Source organism: Amycolatopsis sp. VS8301801F10 (genome assembly GCF_046195355.1).
Lineage (GTDB): Bacteria > Actinomycetota > Actinomycetes > Mycobacteriales > Pseudonocardiaceae > Amycolatopsis.
This window is the reverse complement of the sequence record NZ_CP176065.1, coordinates 7,196,931-7,221,506: the sequence shown is the minus strand read 5'-3', so window position 1 is coordinate 7,221,506 and position 24,576 is coordinate 7,196,931. Positions and strand designations below refer to the sequence as shown.

19 protein-coding genes are annotated in these 24,576 nt (G+C 70.8%); 8 read left to right on the top strand and 11 right to left on the bottom strand.

Going from position 1 to position 24,576, the window contains the following annotated elements:
• Positions 1-14 precede the first annotated feature (14 nt).
• Positions 15-659 (top strand): VC0807 family protein, encoded by a 645-nt coding sequence (locus tag F9C11_RS33115; RefSeq protein WP_409181293.1) that lies wholly within the window; start codon positions 15-17, stop codon positions 657-659.
• 533 nt (positions 660-1,192) lie between these two features.
• On the opposite strand, the gene F9C11_RS33110 is transcribed toward F9C11_RS33115, so the two are convergent.
• The 7 genes from F9C11_RS33110 to F9C11_RS33080 form a co-directional block, all read right to left on the bottom strand.
• The gene (locus tag F9C11_RS33110; RefSeq protein WP_409181292.1) at positions 1,193-2,149 is read right to left on the bottom strand and encodes an NAD(P)H-dependent flavin oxidoreductase; all 957 of its coding nucleotides are present in this window, start codon (positions 2,147-2,149) and stop codon (positions 1,193-1,195) included.
• Entirely contained in the window at positions 2,146-3,717 is a 1,572-nt protein-coding gene (locus tag F9C11_RS33105) for an AMP-binding protein (protein WP_409181291.1), read from the bottom strand. The genes F9C11_RS33110 and F9C11_RS33105 overlap by 4 nt, the downstream gene beginning before the upstream one ends.
• A complete protein-coding gene (locus F9C11_RS33100; RefSeq protein ID WP_409181290.1) occupies positions 3,714-4,454 on the bottom strand; it encodes an enoyl-CoA hydratase/isomerase family protein in 741 nt (246 codons plus the stop codon). Before F9C11_RS33100 ends, F9C11_RS33105 begins: the two co-directional genes overlap by 4 nt.
• The gene (locus F9C11_RS33095) at positions 4,454-5,644 is read right to left on the bottom strand and encodes a CaiB/BaiF CoA transferase family protein (RefSeq protein ID WP_409181289.1); all 1,191 of its coding nucleotides are present in this window, start codon (positions 5,642-5,644) and stop codon (positions 4,454-4,456) included. Before F9C11_RS33095 ends, F9C11_RS33100 begins: the two co-directional genes overlap by 1 nt.
• A complete protein-coding gene (locus F9C11_RS33090; RefSeq protein ID WP_409181288.1) occupies positions 5,641-6,357 on the bottom strand; it encodes an enoyl-CoA hydratase/isomerase family protein in 717 nt (238 codons plus the stop codon). Before F9C11_RS33090 ends, F9C11_RS33095 begins: the two co-directional genes overlap by 4 nt.
• Before the next feature lie 20 nt (positions 6,358-6,377).
• On the bottom strand, positions 6,378-7,298 hold the full coding sequence (locus F9C11_RS33085; RefSeq protein ID WP_409181287.1) for a hydroxymethylglutaryl-CoA lyase: 921 nt from the start codon (positions 7,296-7,298) through the stop codon (positions 6,378-6,380).
• Positions 7,299-7,359: 61 nt separating this feature from the next.
• Complete coding sequence (locus F9C11_RS33080; protein WP_409181286.1) at positions 7,360-7,845, bottom strand: MarR family winged helix-turn-helix transcriptional regulator; 486 nt, start codon at positions 7,843-7,845, stop codon at positions 7,360-7,362.
• A 97-nt stretch (positions 7,846-7,942) separates the two neighbouring features.
• Here F9C11_RS33080 and F9C11_RS33075 point away from each other — a divergent pair, with 97 nt between their 5' ends.
• From F9C11_RS33075 to F9C11_RS33065, 3 genes are all read left to right on the top strand, one after another.
• Positions 7,943-9,280 carry an MFS transporter gene (locus tag F9C11_RS33075; protein WP_409181285.1) on the top strand — a complete coding sequence of 446 codons (1,338 nt, stop codon included), beginning with the start codon at positions 7,943-7,945 and terminating at the stop codon, positions 9,278-9,280.
• Positions 9,281-9,402: 122 nt separating this feature from the next.
• Positions 9,403-10,836, top strand: a complete 1,434-nt coding sequence (locus F9C11_RS33070; RefSeq protein WP_409181284.1) for an LCP family protein — start codon at positions 9,403-9,405, stop codon at positions 10,834-10,836.
• Between the two features lie 271 nt (positions 10,837-11,107).
• Entirely contained in the window at positions 11,108-14,992 is a 3,885-nt protein-coding gene (locus F9C11_RS33065; protein WP_409181283.1) for a Pls/PosA family non-ribosomal peptide synthetase, read from the top strand.
• A 53-nt stretch (positions 14,993-15,045) separates the two neighbouring features.
• Here F9C11_RS33065 and F9C11_RS33060 read toward each other — a convergent pair whose 3' ends face one another.
• The gene (locus F9C11_RS33060; protein ID WP_409181282.1) at positions 15,046-16,230 is read right to left on the bottom strand and encodes a CaiB/BaiF CoA transferase family protein; all 1,185 of its coding nucleotides are present in this window, start codon (positions 16,228-16,230) and stop codon (positions 15,046-15,048) included.
• Complete coding sequence (locus F9C11_RS33055; RefSeq protein ID WP_409181281.1) at positions 16,230-17,411, bottom strand: acyl-CoA dehydrogenase family protein; 1,182 nt, start codon at positions 17,409-17,411, stop codon at positions 16,230-16,232. Before F9C11_RS33055 ends, F9C11_RS33060 begins: the two co-directional genes overlap by 1 nt.
• Positions 17,412-17,538: 127 nt before the next feature.
• Between F9C11_RS33055 and F9C11_RS33050 the strand changes: the two genes are divergently transcribed.
• Together F9C11_RS33050 and F9C11_RS33045 are read left to right on the top strand one after the other, a co-directional pair.
• On the top strand, positions 17,539-18,279 hold the full coding sequence (locus tag F9C11_RS33050; protein ID WP_409181280.1) for an IclR family transcriptional regulator: 741 nt from the start codon (positions 17,539-17,541) through the stop codon (positions 18,277-18,279).
• A 145-nt stretch (positions 18,280-18,424) separates the two neighbouring features.
• Entirely contained in the window at positions 18,425-19,741 is a 1,317-nt protein-coding gene (locus F9C11_RS33045) for an MFS transporter (RefSeq protein WP_409181279.1), read from the top strand.
• Here the strand turns inward: F9C11_RS33045 and F9C11_RS33040 are convergent.
• Both F9C11_RS33040 and F9C11_RS33035 read right to left on the bottom strand, forming a co-directional pair.
• Entirely contained in the window at positions 19,734-20,906 is a 1,173-nt protein-coding gene (locus F9C11_RS33040; protein WP_409181278.1) for a polysaccharide pyruvyl transferase family protein, read from the bottom strand. The genes F9C11_RS33045 and F9C11_RS33040 overlap by 8 nt on opposite strands.
• Positions 20,903-21,484, bottom strand: a complete 582-nt coding sequence (locus tag F9C11_RS33035) for an OmpA family protein (RefSeq protein WP_409181277.1) — start codon at positions 21,482-21,484, stop codon at positions 20,903-20,905. Before F9C11_RS33035 ends, F9C11_RS33040 begins: the two co-directional genes overlap by 4 nt.
• A 408-nt stretch (positions 21,485-21,892) precedes the next feature.
• On the opposite strand from F9C11_RS33035, the gene F9C11_RS33030 reads away from it, so the two are divergent.
• Together F9C11_RS33030 and F9C11_RS33025 are read left to right on the top strand one after the other, a co-directional pair.
• Complete coding sequence (locus tag F9C11_RS33030) at positions 21,893-22,513, top strand: DUF998 domain-containing protein (protein ID WP_409181276.1); 621 nt, start codon at positions 21,893-21,895, stop codon at positions 22,511-22,513.
• Positions 22,510-24,525 (top strand): glycosyltransferase, encoded by a 2,016-nt coding sequence (locus tag F9C11_RS33025; protein WP_409181275.1) that lies wholly within the window; start codon positions 22,510-22,512, stop codon positions 24,523-24,525. Before F9C11_RS33030 ends, F9C11_RS33025 begins: the two co-directional genes overlap by 4 nt.
• Positions 24,526-24,576: the final 51 nt, after the last annotated feature.

Below are 24,576 nucleotides of genomic sequence, written 5' to 3'. Positions count from 1 at the left end.
GAGGGGAGGGTCTGATGGAGAGCCGGAGGCTTGGTACGGCGCTGCTCGAAGTCGTGGTCTCCGTCGGGGGCTATTACGTGCTGCGCGCGTGCGGGGCGGGCGTCTTCTGGTCGCTGACGGGACCGGCGCTAGCGGTCGCGGGGCTTGCCGGGGCAACGACTATCCGCCGCAGGCGGCTGGACTCGGTCGGGCTGCTGGTCCTGATCGAACTGGCCACGACACTCACGCTGACGCTGGTGACGCAGGACCCGCTGATAGCTGCGCTGCGGGAGGCGGCTTACGTGCTGGTTGCTGGGCTTTTCTGCCTGGTCACGTTGTTTCGGCGGGCTCCGCTGACGCACGTGTTCGCAGCGTCAGTCGCGAGTTTCGGCGACTCGGCGCGGGAGCGGGCTTTCGCCTGTGCGTGGGCGTCCGTGCCGCGGTACCGGCGGTGGCAACGTGCGCTGACCGCGTTGACGGGAGCGATCTTGCTGGCTGCGGCAGCGGTGCGGGCGGTGATTCTGCTGAGCGCGTCGGAGGCCGGGCTTGCGCATGCGGTGGACGTGTCGAATACGGTGACGCTGTGCATGCTCGGGGCGCTTGGCGTGGCGAGCGGGGTGCTGATCCAGGTGCCCCGGCGGATCATCGAACGCCTCGCGTCGGCGGAGACGGCCGGCTGACTGTTCAGCGGTGTCCTCGTGCGGGATCCGGCCGCGTCGTCCGCCCGCGTAGATCGAGCGGACCCGGAAGATTGGCTTTCGTGTGACCTGGACTATTCCGCTGGAGTGTTCGTTCCGGTCGAACGTGCCTCGGTCCCAGAAGACCACCGGCCGCTGGGGTGTCGGGTTTTCGGGACTGGTGCGCCAGGAGAACACGCCGCCGCCGGTGTCGTTGGCCCAGGGGAGGAGGCCGCCGGCTTCGGGGAAGAGCCGGCAGTCCGTGCCTTCCAAGGAATTTCCCCCAGGGGAGTCGAAAGGCTCGAGCACTCCCGTGGATGTCGTCGCGGACGAACGTGCCCAGGTCGACGCGGGCGTCGATAGGATTGGCGAAGTTCACCGCGTTGCGGAAGAAGCGGGACAGCAGGGCCTGGTAGTCGTCGGGGAATCTGATGCCGACGGCCTGTTCGACCTCGGTCCAGTCCAGCCTTGGCGGATTCCGCCGGTCCAGCCGGAGTTTCGGCCGATCTCCTCGACCGGTTGGCTCACCTGCGCAATCACAACCGAGGCAACTGCCGTATCGCCGCCGTGTACTCCTTCGTGATCCGCGAGACGATCTCCGCTGCCGGAAGGACTTCCGTGATCAGACCGGCCGACTGGCCCGCCTCCACCTTTCCCGTAACGACATCGCCGTGCAGTGCCGCGTCCTTCAGCGAGGAAGCCTGAAAAACCTTGCGCCGCAAAGACTCCTCCGCGCCGGAAGTCTCCAGTTCCTCCATCCGCGCGGTGAAGTCGTTCGCCAGCGCCCGGATCACTCCCAGCCCGTGGCCCACCGTCCGCGTGTCGTCGACTCCGGCGGCGAGAACCGCCTCCTGGTACGACGGATGCACGGTCGCCTCGGAACTCGCCAGGAACCGGGTTCCGAATTGGGCTGCACCGGCGCCCAAGGACAGCATCGCGGCCAGACCGGCGCCGTCGGCAACCCCGCCGGAGGCGATCACGGGGAGCGAAGGCACGGCCGAGACCACGGCACGGACCAGAACCTGCGTGGTGACCATTCCGGGCGGCGGATGTCCGCCTGCCTCGGCACCGACTGCCACCAAACCGTCGACACCGGCGGCAGCGGCCTTCAACGCATGCGAGACACCCGCGACAACGTGCAGGCATCGGGTTCCGACGGCGTGGAATCGCTCGAGATACCGGCGTGGGCCGCCTTGGGAGGCGATCAGCACGGGAGGGCGGCGCGCGAGCAGGAGGTCGATCACCTCGTCGGCGCCAGCGCGGTAGAGCGGCAGGTTCACCGCCCACGGACGGTCGGTTCCGGCGGCCATTTCGTCCAGTACCCGCGCGAGGTCGGGCAAGCGCATCGGCCCGGCGGCGACGACACCCAGACCTCCGGCGTTCGACACCGCCAAGGGGAGCGCCGAGGAGGACGAGGCCCACGACATCCCGGCTTGGATGATGGGCAGGTCCACGCCCAGCAAATCGGTGACGGAAGTGCGCAGGCGGGTCATGAGTTCTCCAGCAGAGCCCGGGCATGGCGGGCCAGACGGGTTTTCTGCACCTTGGCGCTGGCGGTCATGCCGATCGACTCGAAGCCGTCCACAATGCGCAGGTATCGCGGGACTTTGAAGCCTGCCAAACGCTCTTTCGCCCACGCAAGCAGGTCTTCTTCCGAAATTCCGGGCGAGGTCAGGACGACAAAGGCGAAGGGTACTTCGATCAAGCGTTCGTCGGGGACTCCGACGACGGCGGCCTGGCGTACCGAGGGGTGCCGGTGCAGCACGTCTTCGACATCCGCGGGGGCCACGTTTTCCCCGCCCACGCGGATGATTTCCTTGGTGCGCCCGGTGAAATGGAACCGGCCCGAATCGTCCAGCAGGCCGACGTCTCCGGTGGACAGCCAGCCGTCGGCGTCGATGGTTTCGGCGGTGCGCACGGGGTCGTCCAGATAGCCTTGCATGACGTTCCATCCCCGGACCAGCACCGAACCGGGTTCGCCGGGGGCACAGTCGCGGGTGTCGTCCAAGGACCGGATGCGGATTTCCACTCCTGGTTCGGGGGCCATGGCTCCCGAGGCACGGATTTCCTCCGGTTCCCACCAGGCGGATTGGGCAACATTCGGGGAAGCTTCGGAAAGTCCATACCCGGCAACGCATTCGCGCGCGCCCAGTTCGTCGATGACGCGACGGACGACAGTGGGAGAGGCGGCGACCCAGGCGCCGCGCAGGGAAAGGCGGCGGCGCGGGCGGTCGGGGTGGTTGAGCAGGAGCAGGGCGATGGTGTCGTTGCCGGAGAAGTGGGTGCAACGTTCGGTTTCCAGCAAGCGCAACGCTTCCGCTGGTTCGAATTTCGGCATCGTCACCAGGGTGGTGGCGTGTTGCAAAGAGGACAACACTGACAGGGTGCTTCCGGCGACGTGGAAGAACGGGCGAGCGGAATGGAATCGGTCGCCGGGGCGCAAACCCATGCGGGCACCGGAAAAGAAAGCGTCGGCGCACATGCTGCGGTGGGTCAACAGGACGCCTTTGGGCCGCGAAGTCGTGCCGGAAGTGTATTGCACGAGAAGGAGATCGTCCGGCGTCGCAACGGGTTCGGCGGGAGAACCGGCGGCCAGGAAATCGGTCCAGCTGTCTTGGCCCAGGATGATGACCCGTTCCAGCGACGGAAGGGAAGTGCAGCCGGGTTCGATGCCTGCCTCGGCGAACATTTCGGGGAAGTTCACGTTCAGGACGCGCTCGGCGGCGAACAGAGTGCTGACCCCGGCGTGCGACAAAGTGTAATGCACCTCGTCGGCGGTGAAGCGGGTGTTCACCGGGACGACGAGCGCGCCCAGCGAACCCAGGGCCAGGAAAAGCGTGACCCACTCGGGAGTATTGCCCAGGCAGAGCCCGACTCGCGAACCCCGGACGATCCCGGAAGCGGCCAGCGCCCCGCGTACCCGGGAAACCTGAAGAGCCAGTTCCCGGTAGGTGATCCGGGCGTCGGCGGTGACGACGGCTTCGACGTCGGGGGCCAGGAGCGCGGCCCGGGCGAGGGCGTCTTGGACAGTGAGCGGGCAGGCGGTGCGCAGGTCGGTCATCGGGGCTCTCCAGTGAACCGGGCGACGCCGTCGCGCCAGCTGCCGTCGGCGAGGTTCTGTTCGATGGCGGACATTTCGATCCGGATTCCGCGGTCCAAGTCGGTTTCCGAACCCAGGTCCACCGCGCGTTTGGTCAGGGCGATCGCGCCGGGCGGGGCGGCGGCGATAGCGGCGGCCACCTCGGCTCCGGCGGCGGTGAGGTCGGGGACGACGCGGTTGACCAAGCCGAGCGACGCGGCTTCGGCAGCGGACAACGGCGTGTTGGTGAACAACAGTTCCTTGGCCCGGCGTTTGCCGATGGCTCGCTGAAGCCGTTGCGTCGCGCCGACGGTGCCCCAATGCGGTTCAGGGAAGCGGAAAACGGTGCCCGAGGCGGCGAGGGCGAAGTCGGCGGCGAGGGTGATCTCGCCGCCGGACCCGACGACGGTTCCGTGCACCAACGCGACCACGGGGCAGCGGCACGCCTCGATCGCCGCATAAGCCGCGAAGGACGCGACTCGGCGGCGGCGGACCCAGGCGGCGTCCTTGCCGGTCCGTTCCTTCAGATCGGCCCCGGCGCAGAAAACCGGACCGGCGCCGCTGAGCAGCACAACCCGGGCGTCTGAGATGTCAACGGCGTCGAAGGCTTCCTTCAGCGCGTGGCACATCGCGAGGTCCACGGCATTGCGCGCCGACGGCCGGGCCAGTTCGACGCGGGCGATTCCGTCGGTGACGTCCAGCGTCACGCGTTCGTTCATCAGAGCACTCCCGCGGCCCGCAGGCCCTCGATCTCGTTGTCCGACAGGCCCGCCAGGTCCCGCAGCACGGCGTCCGTGTCCGCTCCGAGCACCGGTGGCGTTCCCAGCGCCGGAGCCTCCCCGGCAGTCTCGCGCAACGGCGTGCGCAGCGCTGGGAACGTGCCTTCGACGGGATGCGTGAACTCCCCGACGACACCCCGCGCGACGGCGTGCGGATCGGCCAGCGCCTCGCGGACCGAACGTACGCCTCCAGCTGGTATCTCAGCTGCCTGCAGTTCTTTCACCAGCTGATCCCGGTCGTGCTGGGCGATCGCCCCGCGCAGCGCCTTCATCACGCGCGCGCGGTGTTCGACGCGGCCCGCGTTGTGCCGCAGCGAAGGGTCAGCGGCCAAAGTGGACAGTCCGAGCACAGCGCACAGCGGCTGCCAATGCTGGTCGCTGCCGCTGATGTGCAGCCATTCGCCGTCCCCGGCCTGGAACGCCGCCGACGGCACCCGGCCCGGGTGTTCGGTCCCGGTGCGGACGGGGTCCTCGCCGAGCGCGAACAGCCGCGCGGCGTTGAGGGCGTGCAGGCTGAGCTGGACGTCCATCATCGCGACGTCGAGGTGCCGGCCGCGCCCGTCGGACGAACGCCCGGCCAGCCCGGTCAGCACGGCGATCACCACCCACAGTCCGGACGTCAGGTCCGCCACCGGCACCCCGGTTTTCGCGGGCGGGCCGGCGGGATCGCCGGTCATCGCCATCACCCCGGACAAGGCTTGGAACACCGTGTCGTAGCCCTTGCGGTGCGCGTCTGGTCCGGTCTGGCCGAATCCGGTCGCGGACACCAGCACGAGGCCGGGATGGGCCGCGGACAGTTCGGCGTACCCGAGGCCGAGCCGATCGAGCGTGCCGGGCAGGAAGTTCTCCACCACGACGTCGGCGCGGGCGGCCAGTTTCCGGACCACATCCCGGCCGCGTGGGTCCTTCAAGTCCACAGTGACCGATCGCTTGCCACGGTTGAAGGCGAAGAAGTACGCGCTTTCGCCGTGCGGCAACCGCGGTTCGAAGCCGCGGGTTTCGTCGCCGGAGCCGGGGCGTTCGACCTTGATCACGGTCGCGCCGAGTTCGGCGAGGATCTGCGTGGCCAGCGGCGCGGCGAGGACCCGGGAAAGGTCCAGCACCGTGATCCCGGCGAGCGGGCCGGTCATGAGCGGAACCCGCGCATCAAGGCGTTGACGTCCTGGCCGGCGCGCATCGCAGCCTCCGTCGGCAGGTCCGCGACGCGGTAGAAAAGGTCCTTGGCGGCGGCGAGCGCGCGCGGTTCGACCGCGGCCCAGCGCTGCGCGACGGCGAGCGCGGCGGGCACGATCTCGGCAGGCTCGACCACCTGGTTCACCAACCCATAAGACAAGGCTTCGGCCGCGGTGAGCAGCCGCCCGGTGCTGACCAGCTCGAACGCCAGCTTGCGGCCCAGATGCCGGACCAGCCCGGTCATCACCAGCGCCGGCACGATCGAATGCTTCAGCTCGGGATAGCCGAACTTCAGATCCGACCCGGCCACCACCAGGTCCGCCCCGATCGCCAGCCCGGCGCCGCCGCCGACCGCCGCCCCGCGCACCGCGCTGACGACCGGGACCGGCAGTCGCTGCATGCGCGTCTGCAGCCGGGCAGTGAGCGCGGCGCGTTCGAGAACGGCCTCCGGCTGGTCCGGCGTGAGCGACGAGAACTCGTTCAGATCGGCCCCGGCGCAGAACCCGCGACCGGCCCCGGTCAAAACGACGGCGCGGACACTGGGATCCCGCCCGGCTTCGGCCAATGCGATGTCGAGCGCGCGGGTGAGCGCGGTGTCCAACGCGTTGAGTTTGTCCGGCCGGTTCAACGTGAGGACGCGGACGGCGTCGTGATTTTCGGTCAGCAGCACAGGTTTCTCCCCAAGAAAGGTCAGGCGGACGCGAAGCCGGCGCGGGCGACCATGCTGTGCAGCGGGCGGCCGAGCGCTTCTTCGCAGGCCGCGGACGCCGCGGCGAGCTGGTCGAGATCGAGGCCGGTTTCGACGCCCATCGCGGCGAACAGGCTGGCCAGGTCCTCTGTGCACACATTGCCGGTCAGCCCGGCCCCGTAGCCGATCTTCGCCGGATGCCCGCCGACGCCGCCCATCGCCGAATCGAAATGCCGGCACCCGGCTTCCAGCGCGGCGACGGCGTTGGCGATCCCGGTCCCGCGCGTGTTGTGCAGATGCGCGACCAGCGGCAGGTCCGGGTTTTCCCGCGACAGCCGGGTGTACAGCGCGCGCACCGAACCGGGAGTCGCGACGCCGGTCGTGTCGCCCAACGTCACCAGGCTCGCGCCGAGGTCCGCGAACCGCGCGACGTCTTCGGCCACCCGGCCCGGGTCGACCCTGCCCTCGAACGGACAGCCGAACGCCACCGAAACCACTCCGACCAGGCGAAACCGACCGCCGGCGAGCTGGACCATCTCGGTCACGCGCTCCCACTGCCCGGCCCGCGTGGTGCGCAGGTTCCGTTCGGTGTGCGCTTCGGTCGCCGACACCAGCAGGCTCAGTTCTTCCGCGCCGTGCCCGGCTTCGAGGTCGGCGAGCGCGCGTTCGACCGCACGCGGATTCGGGCAGGTCGCCTTGAACGCGACGCCGGGGCGGCGGTCGATCCCGGCGAGCACCTCGGAGGCGTCGGAGAACCCGGGCACCCGCGCGGGATGGCTGTAGCTGGTCGCCTCGATCCGGCGGAAACCGGTGCGCGCGAAGGAGTTCAGCAGCGCGATCTTCGTCGCGGTCGGCACGGGCTCCGGCTCGTGCTGCAGCCCGTCGCGGGCGAAGCACTCGCAGAGCGTGACGGCGTCGGACATCCTGGGCCCACCTCCTCGTCGGTGGGTCCAGAAGTACGCGAGGGTGTTGATAAAGTCAACACTACTCGGCGGCCGGGTGAGCCCGCTCACTCTCCTCGACGGCCAGCGCGTGCTCGGCCAGCTTGTCCAGCGCGCGGTCCAGCACCCGCGCCTCCTCGGCGGTGAGCACGGCGAGGAAGTCCGCGTCGCGCTCGTTGGCGGCGGTGATCAGGCCGCGGTACACCCGGGTGCCCTCGGCGGTCAGGGCCAGCTGCGACGTGCGCCCGGACCCGGCCGTGCGGTTCACCAGCCCGCGGTCGGTCAGCCTGCTGACGACGCGGCTCATCTGCGCTTTGTCGAGTCCGGCGCGGCGGGCGAGCCGGTTGAGGGTGAGCGTCGGGTCGGCCGCGATGAGCGCGATCGCGCGCCATTCGCCGAGGCTCACGTCGAAGTCGCGCCGGTAGCGCACCGCGGCGCTGCGCGACATCGCCGACGACGTGCGCGAGAGCCGGTAGGACAGCAGTCCGGAGATGGGGACCAGGTCGTGTCCGTCTGCGCGTTCGGCCATGGCCGGACATCGTAGCCGCTGCCCGCTGGGTGTTGACAAACTCAACACTTGATGCGGAGACTGCCACTCGCCCGATCCGGACGAAGGAGTCTCAGCCGTGGCCGAACCATCCGCTGTCACCGGCGCTCCGGCAGTCGCCGCTGTCGACCGCAAAGCGACCTATCGCACGATCGCCCGGCGCGTCATGCCGCTGCTGGTGCTGTGTTACGTCGTGAGCTACATCGACCGCACCAACATCGGGATCGCGCAGCAAGGCCTGAAACGGGACCTCGGCTTCGGCCCCGCGGTGTACGGGCTCGGTGTCACGCTGTTCTTCGTCGGCTTCATCCTCTTCGAAGTCCCGAGCAACGCTCTGCTCGCCCGGATCGGCGCGCGCAAAACTCTCGCTCGCATCATGGCGACCTGGGGCGTGCTGACCGTGGTGACCCTGTTCGTGCAGAACGAGATCATGTTCTACGCCGCGCGGTTCCTGCTCGGCGTCGCCGAAGCCGGGTTCTTCCCGGGTGCGCTGTACCTGCTGTCGCTGTGGTTCCCGTCGTCTCGGCGCACGCGGATGACGGCGGTGTTCTTCATCGGCATCCCGGTGTCCGGCGCGCTCGGTTCGGTGATGTCGGGCTGGATCATGCACTCGCTCGGCGGCGCCGGCGGGCTCGCGGACTGGCAGTGGCTGTTCCTGATCGAGGGCATTCCGCCGATCCTGCTGGCCGCGCTCGTGCTGCTCTTCGTCACCGACAGCCCGGAGCAGGCGAAGTGGCTGACCCCGGAGCAGAAGGCGGCCGTGCGCGCCGACCTCGACGCGGACCTGCGGGACAAGGGCCCGGCGAAGCGGAAACACAGCGGCCTGCTGCTCGCCCTGCGCGATCCGAAGGTCTGGATTCTCGGGCTCTGCGCGTGCGGCGCGTACACGCTGGCGAACGCCGTCTCGTACTGGACGCCGCGGATCATCGCCAACGCCGGCGTCGGCAACGTCCTGAACCTCGGGTTCTTCTCGGCGATCCCGCCGCTGCTCGGCATCGTGGTGATGCTGCTGGTCGGCCGGCATTCCGACCGCACCCTCGAGCGGCGCTGGCACGCGGCGACGAGCTGGATCGTCGCGGTGTTCGCGATGCTGGCGATCTCGGTGTCCGGCGGCGACGTCGTGGTCGTCGTCCTCCTGCTCGCCGTGATGGCGGCCGCGCACTACTCGGGGCTGACGGTGTTCTATTCCATCCCGTCGATCTACCTGACCGACCGGGCCGCGGCCACCGGGATCGCGGTCGTGACGTCGATGGGCTCGTTCGCCGCCGCCGCTTCGCCGTCGTTGCTCGGGTTCATCGAGTCCTCGACCGGGAGCCTGTCGCTGGGGCTGCAGATCAGCGCGGGCATCATCCTGCTCGCCGTCGTGGTGCTGCTGGTCGGCGTCCGGCCGGGCGACCTTCGCGAACGGCGGCGCTGACCCTCCACAGTGTGACTCTCGGCGCGCGGCGGCCCGGTCGGCCTCGGCGGGCCGTGGTCTCTCATCGCTCTCACAGCTTCCCCGGAGTAGACCGGGTGCGCCGGAGGGAGGAGCGGTGAGCGATGGAGCGCGCGAACGGGCATTGGGCCGAGCGGATCGGCGTGGTCGCGCTGGTCGCGGTCCTGCTGGGCGGGGCCGCCTACGGGTGGGCCGAACTGCGCGCGCTGCTGTCCGGCACGTCGGCGTCCACCGCGCTCGACGGGCAGGCCCGGCCGGGCGGGGACACGAACATCCTCGTCATGGGACTCGATTCGCGGCTCGACGAGCGGGGCGAACCGCTGCCCGCCGAGCTGTACGACCAGCTGCACGCGGGGGACCAGCACGCCGGCGGATACCACACCGACGTGCTGATGCTGCTGCACGTTCCGGCCGACGGGGGACATCCGACGGTCATCTCGATTCCGCGCGACGACTACACCGACCTCGCGGGGTGTCCGGACGGGGTGTGCCAGGGCCGGATCAAGGAGGCTTACGGGCACGCGTTCGCGGCGGAGTCCAAGCGTCTTGCCGCGCAAGGCGTTACCGAGAAGGCGGCTCGCGAACAGCGGGCCCGGGACGCCGGCCGCGCGGCGGAAGTCGCGACGGTGCGCCAGTTCCTCGGCGGAGTCGCGGTGGACCATTTCGTCGAAGTCAGCCTGGTCGCGTTTTTCCAGCTCGCCCAGGTCGTGCAGCCGATCACGGTGTGTTTGGCCGACGCGACGCACGACAGTTTCTCCGGAGCGGATTTCCCGGCCGGGCAGCAGCGGATTTCCGCGGCGCAGGCGCTCGCCTTCGTGCGGCAACGAAGCGATCCGCGGCGCGAGTTCACCGACCTGGACCGGGAACGGCGGCAGCAAGCGTTTCTCGTTTCGGTGGCGCATCAGCTGAAAGAAGGACGGGTGTTCGGGGACCCGGTGAAACTCGGGCAGCTGGTTTCGGTCGCGCGGGAGAACGTCGCGGTCGATTCCGGGCTCGATCTCAACGCACTGGCGCGGCAGGCGGAATCGTTCGCCGGCGGGGATCTGACGTTGGCGTCGCTTCCGGTCGAAAGGTTCGAAAAAGACGCGCGCGGCGAAGACGTCGATATTGTCGACCCGGTGAAAATCCGCGCCGCCGCCGCCCGGCTGCTCGGCCGGACGGTCCCGCCGCCGCCCGCCGCGACGGCCGGGCCGGCGGTGGACGTGGTGAACGCGAGCGGCCGGGAGGGCGCTGCCGCCCGGGTGCTGAAGACGCTCCCGTCGCGGGGGTACCGCGCCGGGCGCACGTCCAACGCGCGGCACACGCACCGCACCGTGGTCCGGTACGGGCGCGGGGATTCCGCGTCGGCGGCGAAACTCGTGGCCGCGCTCGGCGGCGGGTACGCCGTGTCCTACGACGGCGCGCTGGCCGCGGGGGAGCTGAAGCTGGTGCTCGGCGCCGACTTCCGGGAAACGGCCGACCAGGTGGACCCGGTCCCGGTCGCCCCGGAGTCTCCCGCCGACGAATTGTCCGGAGGCGGGGTGCCCTGCGTGCGGTGAACGGGAGAAGCACAACGTTCCTGTGAACCCGTTGAGAACGAATTCCTAAATTGCCTCCGCCGAGCGACCGCGGCGGCACTGCGTCCGCTAATGTCCGGAATCGCGTGCCGAGCCGCACAGCAGCGGCCGGGGGATTGCCCGATATCTGTTCTTGTTCCGATTTCAGTGCCTGGGAACGGCACTGCTGCTTCAACCCGGCCTCACGCCGCCCATTGTTGAGTGGCACCAGTCCGGTTTCGTGACTCCTGTTCTCCTGGAAAGAGGTTTCCCCGTGACGCTGGACGCGGATCGGGCGCGCGCGGTCGCGCCCGAGAGGCTCGCCGAAGAGGCGACGGCGGTTTACCGCGCGGGCCCGGCGCCCGCCGCGCGCACGCTTTACGACATTTTCGCCGAAACAGTGCGCAAGCACCCGAATGCGCTCGCGCTGGACGACGGAATCGAGCGGGCGACGTATCGCGAGTTCGCCGCGCAGGTCGAAGAACTCGGCGGACGCCTCCGTGCCGCCGGGGTGAAGCCGGGCGACCGGGTCGGCATCCGGATGACTTCCGGCACCGCGGCGCTCTACCGCGGCATTCTCGCCGTTCTTTCCGCCGGCGCGGCCTACGTTCCGGTCGACGCCGACGATCCGGCCGACCGCGCCGAAACCGTGTGGACGGAAGCCCAGGTCAACCTGGTGCTGAGCGACGCGGGCGTGCGGCGGCCGCGCGGACCGCAGTGGCCGCGGGTCCGTCCGCAGCCGCAGGACGACGCGTGGATCATCTTCACCTCCGGCTCCACCGGCAAACCCAAGGGCGTCGCCGTCACGCATCGCGCGGCCGCGGCCTTTGTGGACGCCGAAGCCCGGTTGTTCTGCACCGCGCGGCCACTCGGTCCGGGCGATCGCGTGCTGGCCGGGCTGAGCGTCGCGTTCGACGCGTCGTGCGAGGAGATGTGGCTGGCGTGGCGGCACGGCGCGTGTCTGGTCCCGGCTCCGCGCTCGCTGGTCCGCGCGGGTGCGGACCTCGGGCCGTGGCTGGCCGAGCGCGGTGTCACGGTCGTGTCGACCGTGCCGACGCTCGCCGCGCTGTGGCCGGTGGACGCTCTGGCCGGCGTCCGGCTGCTCATCCTCGGCGGCGAAGCCTGCCCGCCGGAGGTCGTGACGCGCTTCGACGACGGCGAACGGGAGATCTGGAACACTTACGGCCCAACGGAAACCACCGTCGTCGCGTGCGCGCAACGGCTGCGCGCGGGCGAGCCGGTGCGGATCGGGCTGCCGCTCCACGGCTGGGAACTCGCGGTCGTCGACCCGGAGGACCCGGCGGGCATCCCGGTGCCGTGGGGCCGCAGCGGCGAGCTGGTGATCGGCGGCGCCGGGCTCGCGCGGTACCTCGACGCGGCGAAGGACGCGCAGAAGTTCGTGCCGCTGCCGGGTCTCGGCTGGAGCCGCGCGTACCGCAGCGGCGACCTGGTGCGCGCGGTGCCGGAAGGGCTGGAGTTCGTCGGCCGCGCGGACGGTCAGGTCAAGATCGGCGGACGGCGCGTCGAGCTGGGCGAGATCGACGCGGCGCTGCGGGCGTTGCCCGGCGTCGCCGCAGCGGCGACGGTGGTGCGCCGGACGGACAGCGGCGCGCAGGTACTGGTGGGTTACGTCGTGCCGGAGGGCGCTGACCTCGACCGCGCCGCCGCGCGCAGTCGCCTGCGGGACCGGTTGCCTGCGGCCTTAGTGCCGAGGCTCGCGTTGGTGCCGGACCTGCCGGTGCGCGCGTCGGGCAAGCTCGACCGCGACGCGCTGCCGTGGCCGCTGGAGGAACCGGCCGCCGCGCCGGTGGCACCGTCCGATCCGAAGCTGGCCTGGCTGCTGCGGGTGTGGAGCGAACACCTCGGCACCGCGGCCGGGCCGGACGACGACTTCTTCGACCTGGGCGGCTCGAGCGTGACTGCCGCGCGGCTCGTTTCCGTGCTGCGCGAACGGTATCCGAACGCGGCAGTGTCCGAGGTGTACTCCTGCCCGACGCCGCGGGAGCTGTACGAACGCCTCGCCGGAGCGCCGGTCGAAACCGTCGCGGCGGAAGAGCCGCGCGTCGCTCCGGTGCGCGGCAGCGGCTGGTGGCAGGCCGGGGTGCAGCTGGTTTTGCTGGCGCTGTCCGGAATGCGCTGGCTGCTTTCGGTGTCGCTGCTCGGTTCGCTGGTCGCACTCGTGCTGCCGGTGCAGTGGCTGCCGCGGATGTCGTGGTGGATTCTCGTGCCCGCGTGGCTGGCGTTGCTGAGCCCGCCGGGCCGGATGCTGCTCGCCGCGGGCGGCGTGCGAGTGCTGCGCGGAAAGCTCGCGCCGGGGGAGTACCGCCGCGGCGGCATTGTCCACTTGCGACTCTGGACGGCCGAACGGTTCGCCGCCGTCGTCGGCCCGCCCGGGGTCGCCGGCACGCCGCTCGCCGCGCCGTATGCCCGGCTGCTCGGCAATCGGGTCGGCCGCGCCGCCGATCTGCATTCGCCGCCGCCGGTCAGCGGCCTCGCGGACTTCGGCGACGGATGCGCGATCGAGCCCGAGGCGGACCTCGCCGGATGGTGGCTGGACGGTCCGCTGCTGCGGATCGGCCGCGTCCGGGTCGGCGCCGGGGCGCGGGTCGGCGGCCGCAGCACGCTGCTGCCGGGCACGGACCTCGGGGTCGGGTCGGTGCTGCTGCCCGGCTCGACGCTCGACACCCGCGTGCCGGACGGCGCGGTCTGGGGCGGTTCCCCGGCCGGGCCTTCGGGAGACCGCCCTTCCCGGCCGGCCGAGCCGGCACCGCGGGCGAAGCGGTACTCGCTGGCCTTCGCGCTCGGCGGCACGGTGCGGTCGGCGTTCCTGTTCGTGTCCGCGCTTCCGCTGGTCGCGGTCGCGCTGCTGCTGGTCCCGACGGCGGACGATCCGCGCGGTGCCGCATTGGCGCTCCTGCCGTGGACGCCGTTGCTCGTCTTCGCCGGAATCGTCCTGTACGCGGTGACGATCGTCCTGCTCGTACGGCTGGCCAGCCTGGCGATCCGGCCTGGCATCCACCCGGTGCACAGCCGGGCGGGCTGGGCGGCCTGGTTCGTGCACGAACTGCTGGACATCGCCCGGCGGCAGCTGTTCCCGCTCTACGCCGCGCTCGCGACCCCGGTCTGGATGCGGCTGCTGGGCGCCCGGATCGGCCGCGGCGCCGAACTGTCCACTGTGCTCAGCCTGCCGTCGCTGCTTCGGGTGCGAGACGGGGCTTTCCTCGCCGACGACGTCCTCGCCGCACCGTACGAAGTGGACCGCGGCTGGGTCCGGCTGGGCGTCTCGGAGGTCGGAGAACGCGCGTTCGTCGGCAACTCCGCCGTCGTCGGCCCGGACCGGACGCTCGGGGCCGGGGCGCTCGTCGGCGTCCTGTCCGACACTCCGGCGGAGGTGCCCGACGGCACGTCCTGGCTCGGCCGCCCCGCGTTGGAGCTGCGGCGGACTGCCGACGCCGCCGACCCCGCCCGCACGTTCGCGCCGCCGCGCCGGTTGAAGCTGGCGCGGGCATTGGTCGAATCCTGCCGGATCGCGCCGCTGCTCGTCGCGGGCCTGCTCGGGCTGGCCGTGACCGCGGTACTGACCGGAGTGGACCTCGCCGACGGCTTCTGGCTCGCCGCCGCTCTCGCGCCGGTGGTGTTCGTGGCGGCCGGTCTCGCCGCCGCGCTGCTCACGACGCTGGCGAAATGGACGCTGGTCGGCCGATTCCGGCCGGGGCGGCATCCGCTGTGGAGCGCGTTCGTGTGGCGGAACGAGCTGTACGACACCTTCGTGGAGACGCTCGCGGTCCCGTGGTTCGCCGGGTCCTTCCTCGGCACGCCGGTGCTGAACTGGTGGCTGCGGACCCTCGGCGCCCGCATCGGCCGCGGCGTCTGGTGCGAAAGCTACTGGCTGCCGGAAACGGACCTCGTCCACCTTGGCGACGGCGCCGTGGTGAACCGCGGCTGCGTGCTGCAAACGCACCTGTTCCACGACCGGGTCATGCGCCTCGACCCGGTCCGCCTCGGTGCCGGCGCGACCCTCGGGCCGCGTGCGTTCCAGCTGCCGGGGAGCGGGATTTCCGAGGGGGCGACGGTGGGCCCGGGTTCGCTGGTGATGGCGGGGGAGACGGTGCCGGCGCGCACCCGGTGGCGGGGGACGCCGGTGCGGCCCTGGCGGTGAGGGGTTGTGAGTGTTTATCCCGGTTAGAACCGGGATAAACACTCACGACCCACCTACGGCAGCCGCGTATGCGCCGCCCCCCTCGCCAGCGCCCCCGCTACCTCCTCGTCGCTCAGCCCCGCCGCCGCCAGCACCTCCCGCGTGTCCGCCCCCGGCGGCCGCGGCGGCTCGGCGGCCCGGCCCGGCGTCCGGCCGAGCTTCACCGGCACCCCGACGCCGCGGTACCCGTCCCGCTCGACGACCATTTCCCGATGCCGCACCTGCGGAGCGTTCATCGCCTCCGCGATGTCGTGCACCGGGGACGCCGGAACCCCCTTGGCCAGCAGCAGTTCAGCCAAAGTGTCCCGGTTGTACTGTCCGATCAGGACACTCAACTCAGCGCGCAGCGCACCGACATTGGCGACCCGGTCGGCATTGCAAGCGAACCGAGGGTCGGAAGCCAGCCCGGGCGCGCCGAGCACGTCGACCAGCGCGGCGAACTGCCGGTTGTTCCCCGCCCCGACGAAGAAAGGTCCGTCCGCCGTCGAAAAAGTCTCGTAGGGCGCGATCGACGGATGCGCCGAACCAGTCCGCTGCGGCACCGCGCCGTCGGCGAGCCACGCCGCGGAATGCGGATGCAGCAGACTGATCACGGTGTCCAGCAAGGAGCAATCCACCAGCTGCCCGAGCCCGGACCGCTCCCGTTCGTGCAGCGCCAGCAGGATCCCGGAAAACCCGAGCACGCCGGTCACCACGTCGACCACCGGCACCCCGATCCGCAGCGGCGGCCCGTCGGCCTCGCCGTTCACGCTCATCAGCCCGCCGTACGCCTGCAGCACCGCGTCGTACCCGGGGAGCCCGCCGAGCGGCCCGTCAGTGCCGAAACCGGTGATCCGGCAGTGGATCAGCGCCGGGTGCTCCGCCCGGATCGTCTCGTCCGGCCAGCCCCAGCGCGCGAGCGTGCCCGCCTTGAAGTTCTCCACCACCACGTCCGCCCCGGCGAGCAAGGTGCCGAGCAGTTCGCGGCCGTCCGGACCGGACAGGTCCAGCACGATGTTCTTCTTGCCCCGGTTGAGATTCGCGTAGTACGCACTCGTCCCCTCGGACAGGAACGGCGGGCCCCAGCCCCGCGTCTCGTCTCCCGAAGGCGATTCGACCTTGACCACCTCGGCGCCGTGGTCGGCCAGCATCTGCGTGCAGTACGGCCCGGCCAGCACCCGCGAAAGGTCCAGCACCCGCAGCCCGTCGAGCGCGCCCATCAGTACGACCTCGGCAGCCCGAGCACGTGCTGGGACACGTAGTTCAGCACCATTTCCTGGCTGATCGGCGCGAGCCGCAGCAGCCGCGCCTCCCGGAAGTACCGCTCCACGTGGTACTCCCGTGCGTAGCCCATCCCGCCGTGGGTCTGGATCGCCTGGTCGGCGGCCTGGAACCCGGCGTCCGCGCACAGCCATTTCGCCATGTTCGCCTCCTTGCCGCAGGACATCCCGCGGTCGTAACGCCAGGCGGCGTTGCGGGCCATCAGCTCCGCCGCGTCGAGCCGGGTCGCGGCCTCGGCGAGCGGGAACGCCAGACCCTGGTTCTGCCCGATCGGCCGGCCGAACACCTGCCGTTCCCCGGCGTAGCGCACGGCCCTTCGCAGCGCGGCCCGGCCGATGCCGAGCGCCTCGTGCGCGAGCAGGATGCGTTCCGGGTTGAGCCCGTCGAGCAGGTACCGGAAGCCCTTGCCCTCCTCGCCGACGCGTGCCGATTCCGGCACCCGCAGCCCGTCGATCAGCACCTCGTAGGACGACACCGCGTTGCGGCCGAGCTTGGGGATCGCGCGCAGCTGCACCGCGTCGGATTCGATGTCCACGACGAACAGGGACATGCCGTCGGTCGGCTTCTCCACCTCGTCGCGGGGGGTGGTGCGGGCGATCAGCACCATTTTCTGCGACTGGCCTGCCTTGGTGATCCAGACCTTCCGGCCGTGCACCACGTAGGAATCGCCGTCGCGGCGGGCGAAGGTGGAAATCCGCGTGGTGTCGGTGCCCGCGTCCGGTTCGGTCACGCCGAAGCAGACGTGCAGCGAACCGTCGACCGCGCCGGGCAGGATCTCCCGGCGCATTTCCTCGCTGCCGTGCTTGACGATCGTGTTCAGCCCGAAGATGGTCAGGTGCATCGTGCTGCACCCGTTCATCCCGGCCCCGGACGCGGCCACTTCCTCCAGCAGCAGCGCGGCTTCGAGGATGCCGAGCCCGCCGCCGCCGTACTGCTCCGGGATCGCCATGCCGAGCCAGCCCGCCGAGGCGAACGCGTCGTAGAACTCGCGCGGGAACTCGGCCCGTTCGTCGCGTTCGGCCCAGTACTCGTCGGGGAACCGGGCGGCCAGCTCGCGCACGGCGCGCCGGATGTCCTCCTGGTCTTGGCTCAGCTGGAAGTCCACAGTGCTGCTCTCCATCGTGCGTATATGAGAACGCTAAGTTCGGATATACGACCAACGTAAGGCGGCACGCGGTTCGGGTCAAGCGCCGTTCCGGGCGATCGGCGCGATAGGGTTCGCAGATACGAACGCAGGGGAGGCTGGCATGACCGAGTCGACGGCCAAGGCGCACCGGACGGTCGGCCGCGTCACCAGCATCCTGGAGTGCGTCGCGCGGCAGCCCGGAATGCGGCTGCACGAGCTGGCGGTCGCCCTCGACGCGCCGAAATCCTCGGTGTTCGGCCTGGTCAAGGGGCTGGTGTCGACCGGATACCTGATCGAGGCGGACGGCGCCTACCGGCTCGGTCCGGCACTGGGGAACCTGCTCACCGGCGGCCTGCCCGGCATCGCGACCGCGGCCCGGCCCGCGCTGGAGGAGCTGCGCCGCCGGTTCGGGGAAACCGTGATGCTCGGCGCCGCGGTCGGGGATTCGCTGATCTACGTGGACGCGGTCGAGTCCGAGCAGCCGATCCGCTACTCCGCGCCGCTGCGCACCCGGCGGCCGCTGTACCCGCCGAGCGCGGGCAAGATCTTCCTCGCGTACTGGTCGGCTCGCCGGCGCGAGGCGTACCTGAAGTCGGTGCTCCCGGACGACGAGCGCGTGCGGGCGGCGATGGACGAACTCGACACTGTGCGGGCGAAGGGAGTCGCGCTCAACCGCGGCGAAACGCTGCCCGACGTGAGCGCGGCGGCCCGGCCGATCCTGGTCGACGGAGAGGTCGTCGCGGCGATCGCGGTGGCGGGTCCGACCCCGCGGATTTCCGGACGGCTGCCGGAGATCGGCGACGCGCTGGCCGGCGTCACGGCGGCGGTCGTGAAGCGCTGGGAAGCCGCGCGCCAGGGCTGAGCCCGAATTCCCGAAGCCCCTTGACCGGTGTGTTCGCGGTCTCTTAGCATCCGGATATACGCATCAAGCGTTCCCAAATACGCACGCAATGGCGCGCGCAGGCTGGCTTCCGCTCGCCCGTGCCCCAGTTCCGGAGAGCAGGACCATGCCCAGTGTTGTGGACGACAGCGTCGGAACGACCCGGAAAGCCCCGCGCGGAGTCGGGGTGGCGGTGATCGTCGGCTCCGCGCTCGAGTGGTTCGACTTCTACCTCTACGCCTCGATGGCCGCGCTGGTCTTCGGCCACGTGTTCTTCCCGCCCGGCAACGACGCCGCGGCGACCATGGCCTCGGTCGCGACGTTCGCGGTCGGCTTCCTGGCCCGGCCGGTCGGCGGCATCGTGTTCGGCGCGCTCGGCGACCGGATCGGCCGCAAAAAGGTGCTGTCCTGGACGTTCGTGCTGATGGGCGTGTCCTCGGCCGGGATCGGCTTGCTGCCCGGCTACGCGAGCGCCGGGCTTCTCGCGCCGGTGCTGCTCGTGGTGCTGCGGCTGCTGCAAGGACTCGGCGCCGGGGCGGAATTCGGCGGCGCGATCGCGGTCGCCTACGAGCACGCCGATCCGCGCAAACGCGGCCGGCAGGGTTCGTGGCCCGCGCTGGGCGTGAATGTCGGGCTGCTCGTCTCCTCGCTCGCCGTCGCCGGACTGACCACTTTGGACAAGGAGTTCCTGCACGGCTTCGGCTGGCGGATCCCGTTCCTGGCCAGCTTCCTGCTCGTCGGCGTCGGACTGTGGGTGCGCCGCCGGGTCCCGGAGACCCCGGAGTTCGAGAACCTGGTGCGCAGCAAGAAAAACCGGCCGCGCGGCTGGGCGAACCGGCCGCTGGTGAAGCTGTTCCGCAGCGACTGGCGCGCGCTCGCGGTGGTCATGGTGATCACCATCGGCTACAACGGCGTCAGCTATGTGTTCAAGACGTTTTCGCTGGCCTATCTGACGAATTTCCGCGGCGTGCCGGCGAATGTCGGCGCGCTGGGGATCAGCATCGCGAGCGGGACGGCGATCGTGACGGTGCCGATCGCCGGGTGGATCAGCGACCGGATCGGCGCGAAGAAGGTCGTGGTCGCCGGCGCGGTGGCGACCGGGTTGCTGGCGTTCCCGTTCTTCTGGCTGCTCGACACCGGGGTCAACTGGTACATCTGGCTCGGCCTGGTCTTCGCGACCGGCATCGTGGTCCCGGCGATGCTGTCGGCGCAGGGAGCGTTCCTGGCCAAGCAATTCCCGGCCGAAGTCCGTTCGACCGGCCTCGGCACCGGCCGCGAGGTCGGGGGAGCGGTGTCCGGCGGACTCGCGCCGCTGGCCGCGCTCGCGATCGTGGAAGCGTCCGCGACCCACGCGACCTGGGGCGTTTCGCTGCTGTTCCTCGCGGGTGCGCTGTGCATCGGGCTCGGCGCGCTGGCTGACCAGAGCCGCAACGCGCTCAACTGAGCCGAGGCCACCGGGTGCGGGTCTTGGGCAATTCCGGCCCGTACACGGCTTCGGCGACCGAGCGCTTCAAGTTCGCGCAGTGGTGCAGGACGTGCGCGGGAAAACCGTTGCCGGCAGGGCGTTCCGGCGGCTTCTCGGCGCCGGCGGCAACGAGTGTCCATCCTGAACCGAGTTCGAGGAGGCTCCGGTGTTTCGTGGTGTAGTACTCCGGAGAAACGTCGATCGCCACCCCGGTCGCACCCGCCGCGGCGGCGACCAGGTGCAGGTGGAACCGGCTGGAGATCCACGTCTGTCCGGGCGCGAGCGGAAGGCCGCGGCGCCAGACGTCGCGGAACGGGTGGAACTCCGCGCCGGGCAATTCGGGTTCCAGCAACGCGAAAACCTCGCGGTCGACGCGAGGAATCCCTTCCACCACAGCGAGTTCGCCCGGCGGAAGCCGCCACTCGCGCACCAAGTCGAGCACCTGCGCGGCGAGCGCGGACGGCCGCTCGGCGCCGATGTCCGATTGCACGCACAGGACGAACTCCCGCGACGTGGGCGTGGTCGGCGGATGCGGGTCGAGGAAAACATCGTCGCAAGACCGTTCGACGCCCGCGACACCGTGCAGGAGTTCGGCGGACGGATCGTCGCGGACGTCAACGACGTCGAACCGCTCAGCGAGCGCGCGCAACAGCACGGCCGCGCTCGCCGGGAACGGGACGAAACCCTGTCCGGTCATCGCCGAACGGGCTCCGGAACGCTGCGCGGCCGCGGCCGCCCCGGCGACCAGTCCCAGGTGCCGGGGCCACAACGCGTTGACATAGCCGCCGCCGAGCAGATGCACGACGTCGAGGTGCCCGAGCAATTCGATGCCCGCGTCCCAGCGCGGCGCCCGGCCGGGGTCGTGCACCGCGGCTCGCACCCAGGACGCGACTTCCCACGGATCGTCCGACGGTGCTTCGCCGCACAGCCGCCACAAGGTGTCGGTGCAGCGCAAACGCGGGTGCAGATCGCCGAGCAAATGCTGCGCGGGCCCGGGCGAATGCGTGTCGAGCCAGACTTCGGAGTCCGGTTCGGTGCGGGCCAAGCGGCGGATCCAGGCCGCGGCGATCAGTTCGTCGCCGAAGTTCGGATAGCCGCTCGGCCCGACCAGGTAATGCCGGCGGGGAGACGGGGACCGGGTCACGAAGCGACGCTGAGCTGCGTGTCCAACGCCTGGTCGCCCTGCGCCTTTTCGTTGCCGCTCGGCTCGCTCTGGATGCGGTCCTTGGCCACGCCGTCGGCCTCGAGCGCGCTCGAGATCGCCTGCGCGCGCTCCTCGGAAAGCTTCTTCGCCTTCTCCGCGTCCGGGTAGCCGGCGTGGGTCACGACCTTCAGCTTGACGTCGTTGCCCTGCATGGCTTTCGCGATCGCGGCGAGGCCTTCCTTGGCCGGGCCGGTCAGTTCCGCCTTCTCCGGCTCGAACTTGATCGGCGAGGCCTGCGACGCCTGCTGGATCGCGGCGGTGACCGCCTGCGCGGCCGGGCCGCCCTGCCCGGGGGCTCCGTTTTCCCCCGACGCGCCGTTCTGCCCGGACGCGCCGTTCTGCCCGGCGTCGCCGGACTGGTTGGCTCCGCTGGGCTGCGCGGCCGCGCTGGACTGGGCGGTGTTCTGCCCGGACGCTCCGGATCCGGACGAGTCGTTCGATCCGCCCGACCCGCACGCGCTGACCAGCGCGACGACGGCTGCGGCCCCGACGACCGCCTTGACGAGTGCCCTCTGCATGGGAATTGCGCTCCTTCGGCTGGGTTCGCCGGGATCTGAACACGGGGCCGGGGCGGCGGCAACCGGGGCGCACCCCGGCGAACGCGCCGAGCGACGGCGCGGTTTCGCGCCGTCAGCAGGGCGGGGGCGGCGGCTCGCGGCCCGGTTCGCCCGCGCTGACATCCACCCGGGTGAGGGACCCGCCAAGTCCACAAAGGACAGTAAGATCGACGCGCGCCTCACTGGTGTATAACGTCCTATTCAGCGGCGCGTCAGGGTGATTTGTCCGACCTCGCCGACGGCCGCCCGGAGGCGCGCGTCGGGACCATTCGGGCTTGAGAAGCCCCGGGAGCGGCCGCGGATTCCCGGGGTGCATCTCAGGGTGTTCCCCGATGCCGGGCAGTCGCGGCCGCCAGCATGCTGAGCGATGTGACCCTCATAACGCGGAAAGCCAGGGCGGCGGCGCCCGCGATCGCCGTCGGCGCGCTGGCTTTTTCGCTGGTGCCGATCCTTCTGCTGCATCTGGTCGCGGCGGGCACGATCGACCCGGTTCGCGACGTCATCAGCGATTACGTCTTCCCTCCCGGCGGAGCGGTGCTGCTGGCGGCGGCCTCGCTCGGGCTGGCCGGAGCGTCGCTCGCGGTCCGGCACGCGCTGCTCAAACAGGGCTTGCCGAGCCGAAGCCCGGAATCGGTGCTGATCGCGTTGTGGGCGGCCGGATTGGTCCTCGCGACGTTCTTCCCGACTGATCCGACCGGCGCGGAGACGTCGTTTTCCGGTGCGGTGCACCGATACGCGGGCGCGGCGATGTTCGTGTGCCTGCCGCTGGCGGGATGGTTGCTGGCACGCCGCCAACCGGAAGCGAAGGCGGTGCGCTGGCTTTCGCTGGCCTCCGGCGCCGCTTCGCTCGCCTTTTTGCTGGCCCACGCGCCATTGCTGGAGCAGTCCGTGCCCGAGTTCCTGGGGTTGTTCGAGCGCGTGCTGTACGCCCTGCTCTACGCACAGCTTTTCGCCGTCGCCGCGATGGCGCGAGCCGAGGTGGCCTCATGACGATTCTCGCCATCGCGCTAGCCGTGCTCGGCGCGGTTTTCTTTGCCACCGGCGCACTTTTGCAGCACGGCGTCGTCAACAGCCTGTCCGGCCGGCCGCGGCTGCGCGAACTGATCCGGGCGCCGCGCTGGCTCGGCGGCCTTGGGCTGCTCGGCGCCGGGGCGGGCGTGCACGCGGTGGCACTGGGGATGGCTCCGCTGACCGTCGTGCAGCCGGTCGGGGTCATCGCCGTGGCGATCACCGCGATTCTCGACCGGAGGCGGCGGGAGCTGCCCGCCGTCGCGGTCACCATGCTCGGCGTCGGCACGTTCGTGACCGTCGCCGCGGGCAGCACCACGAGCACCGAGGTCGGGGCCGACGCGCAATTGCGGGCAGCCTTGCTGGTGCTGGGGGCCGTGGCGCTGCTGACGCTGATCGGCGCGCTCGCTTCGCGTCCGTCGATCCGCGGACTTTGTTTCGGCGCGGCCGGCGGCGCTGCCTACGGCTTCGTCTCGGTATTGATGCGAGCCGTTTCCCTCGAGATCCGCGAGGGAACCGTCGACTTCGGCACCGCGGTGTCCGTCGCCGCGATGGTGACCGCGCTGCTGGTCGGCGGCTGGCTCGTGCAGTTGTCTTACCGGTGCGGCCCGCCGCATCTCGCCGTCGCTTGCCTGACTGTCGTGGATCCGCTGGTCGCGGTGGGCCTCGGCGCCGGGGTGCTGGGGGAAGCCACCCGCCTCGACGCTGCGGCGACCGCGGTCGCGCTGACCGCGGCTGTGCTGGCGGTCGGCGGCGTCGCGGTGCTGAGCCGCAGCAGCTCTTCTTCCGTCCACTCCACCAGATCGGAGCACCCTGTGAACGACGACCGGGCTTTGCGCATCGTGGTCGCCGCCGAAACCTATCCGCCGGACGTCAACGGCGCGGCGCAGTTCGCGCACCGGCTCGCCACCGGGCTCGCCGGCCGGGGCCACGAGGTCCACGTGCTCAGCGTCGACCCGGAGGGCCCGGCGCGCACCGAAAGAGACGGCGACGTCGTGGTGCACCGCGTCCGGTCGCACCGCACCCCCTTCCACCGGACCTTCCGGATCGGCCTGCCCTGGGAGGTGAGCAAGGACGTCGCTGCGCTGCTGGAGGAGCTGCAGCCCGACTTGGTGCACGTCCAGGCGCATTTCGTGGTCGGCCGGTACGTGCTGAAGCACGCCGCGGCGATGGGTGTCCCAGGCGTGGCGACGAACCATTTCATGCCGGAGAACCTGTTCGGTCACGTGCGAGTGCCGACGTGGCTGCGCGGCGCGGCTTCGCGGTGGGCCTGGCGCGACCTGACGCGCGTCTTCTCGACGGCCCGCGTGGTCACCGCGCCGACGCCTAGGGCGGTGGAACTGTTGCACGACAACGGTTTCCCGAAGCGTGCGATCCCAGTGTCATGCGGAATCGACATCGCTCGCTACCGGTCGCGCACGGTGCCTCGATCCTCCGGCGATCCGACGGTCTTGTTCGTGGGGCGGCTGGACGAAGAAAAGCGCGTCGACGAGCTGCTGCGCGCGGTCGCGCTCGTACCCCGGCTGCGCGCGGAGATCATCGGCGACGGTTCGTGCCGGGCGGACTGGGAAAAGCTGGCCGGCGAACTCGGAATCGCGGACCGGGTCCGGTTCCGCGGGTTCGTGTCCGAAGAGGACTTGCTGGACGCCTACGCGGCCGCGGACCTCTTCTGCATGCCGGGCGTCGCCGAATTGCAGAGCCTCGCGACGATGGAGGCGATGGCGGCGGGCAAGCCGGTGGTGGTGGCGGACGCGATGGCGCTGCCGCACCTGTGCCGTCCGGGGTACAACGGCTGGTTGTTCGAGCCGGGCAACGTGGGGCAGCTGGCCGAGCGGCTGCACGCGGTCGCCGCGGATCCGGCGACGGGGGCGCGGATGGGGGCGGCGAGCGGCAAGCTGATCGCCGGGCACGCGCTGGAGTCCACTTTGGACGCGTTCGAGGCCTGTTACGCCGAGGCGATGGGCCGGGTCGCGGCGGTGCCCGCGGCCGCCTGAGATTTCTGGGGGAAGAAGGGGGGATGGCCGGGTTCGCCGGACTAGGGGAGG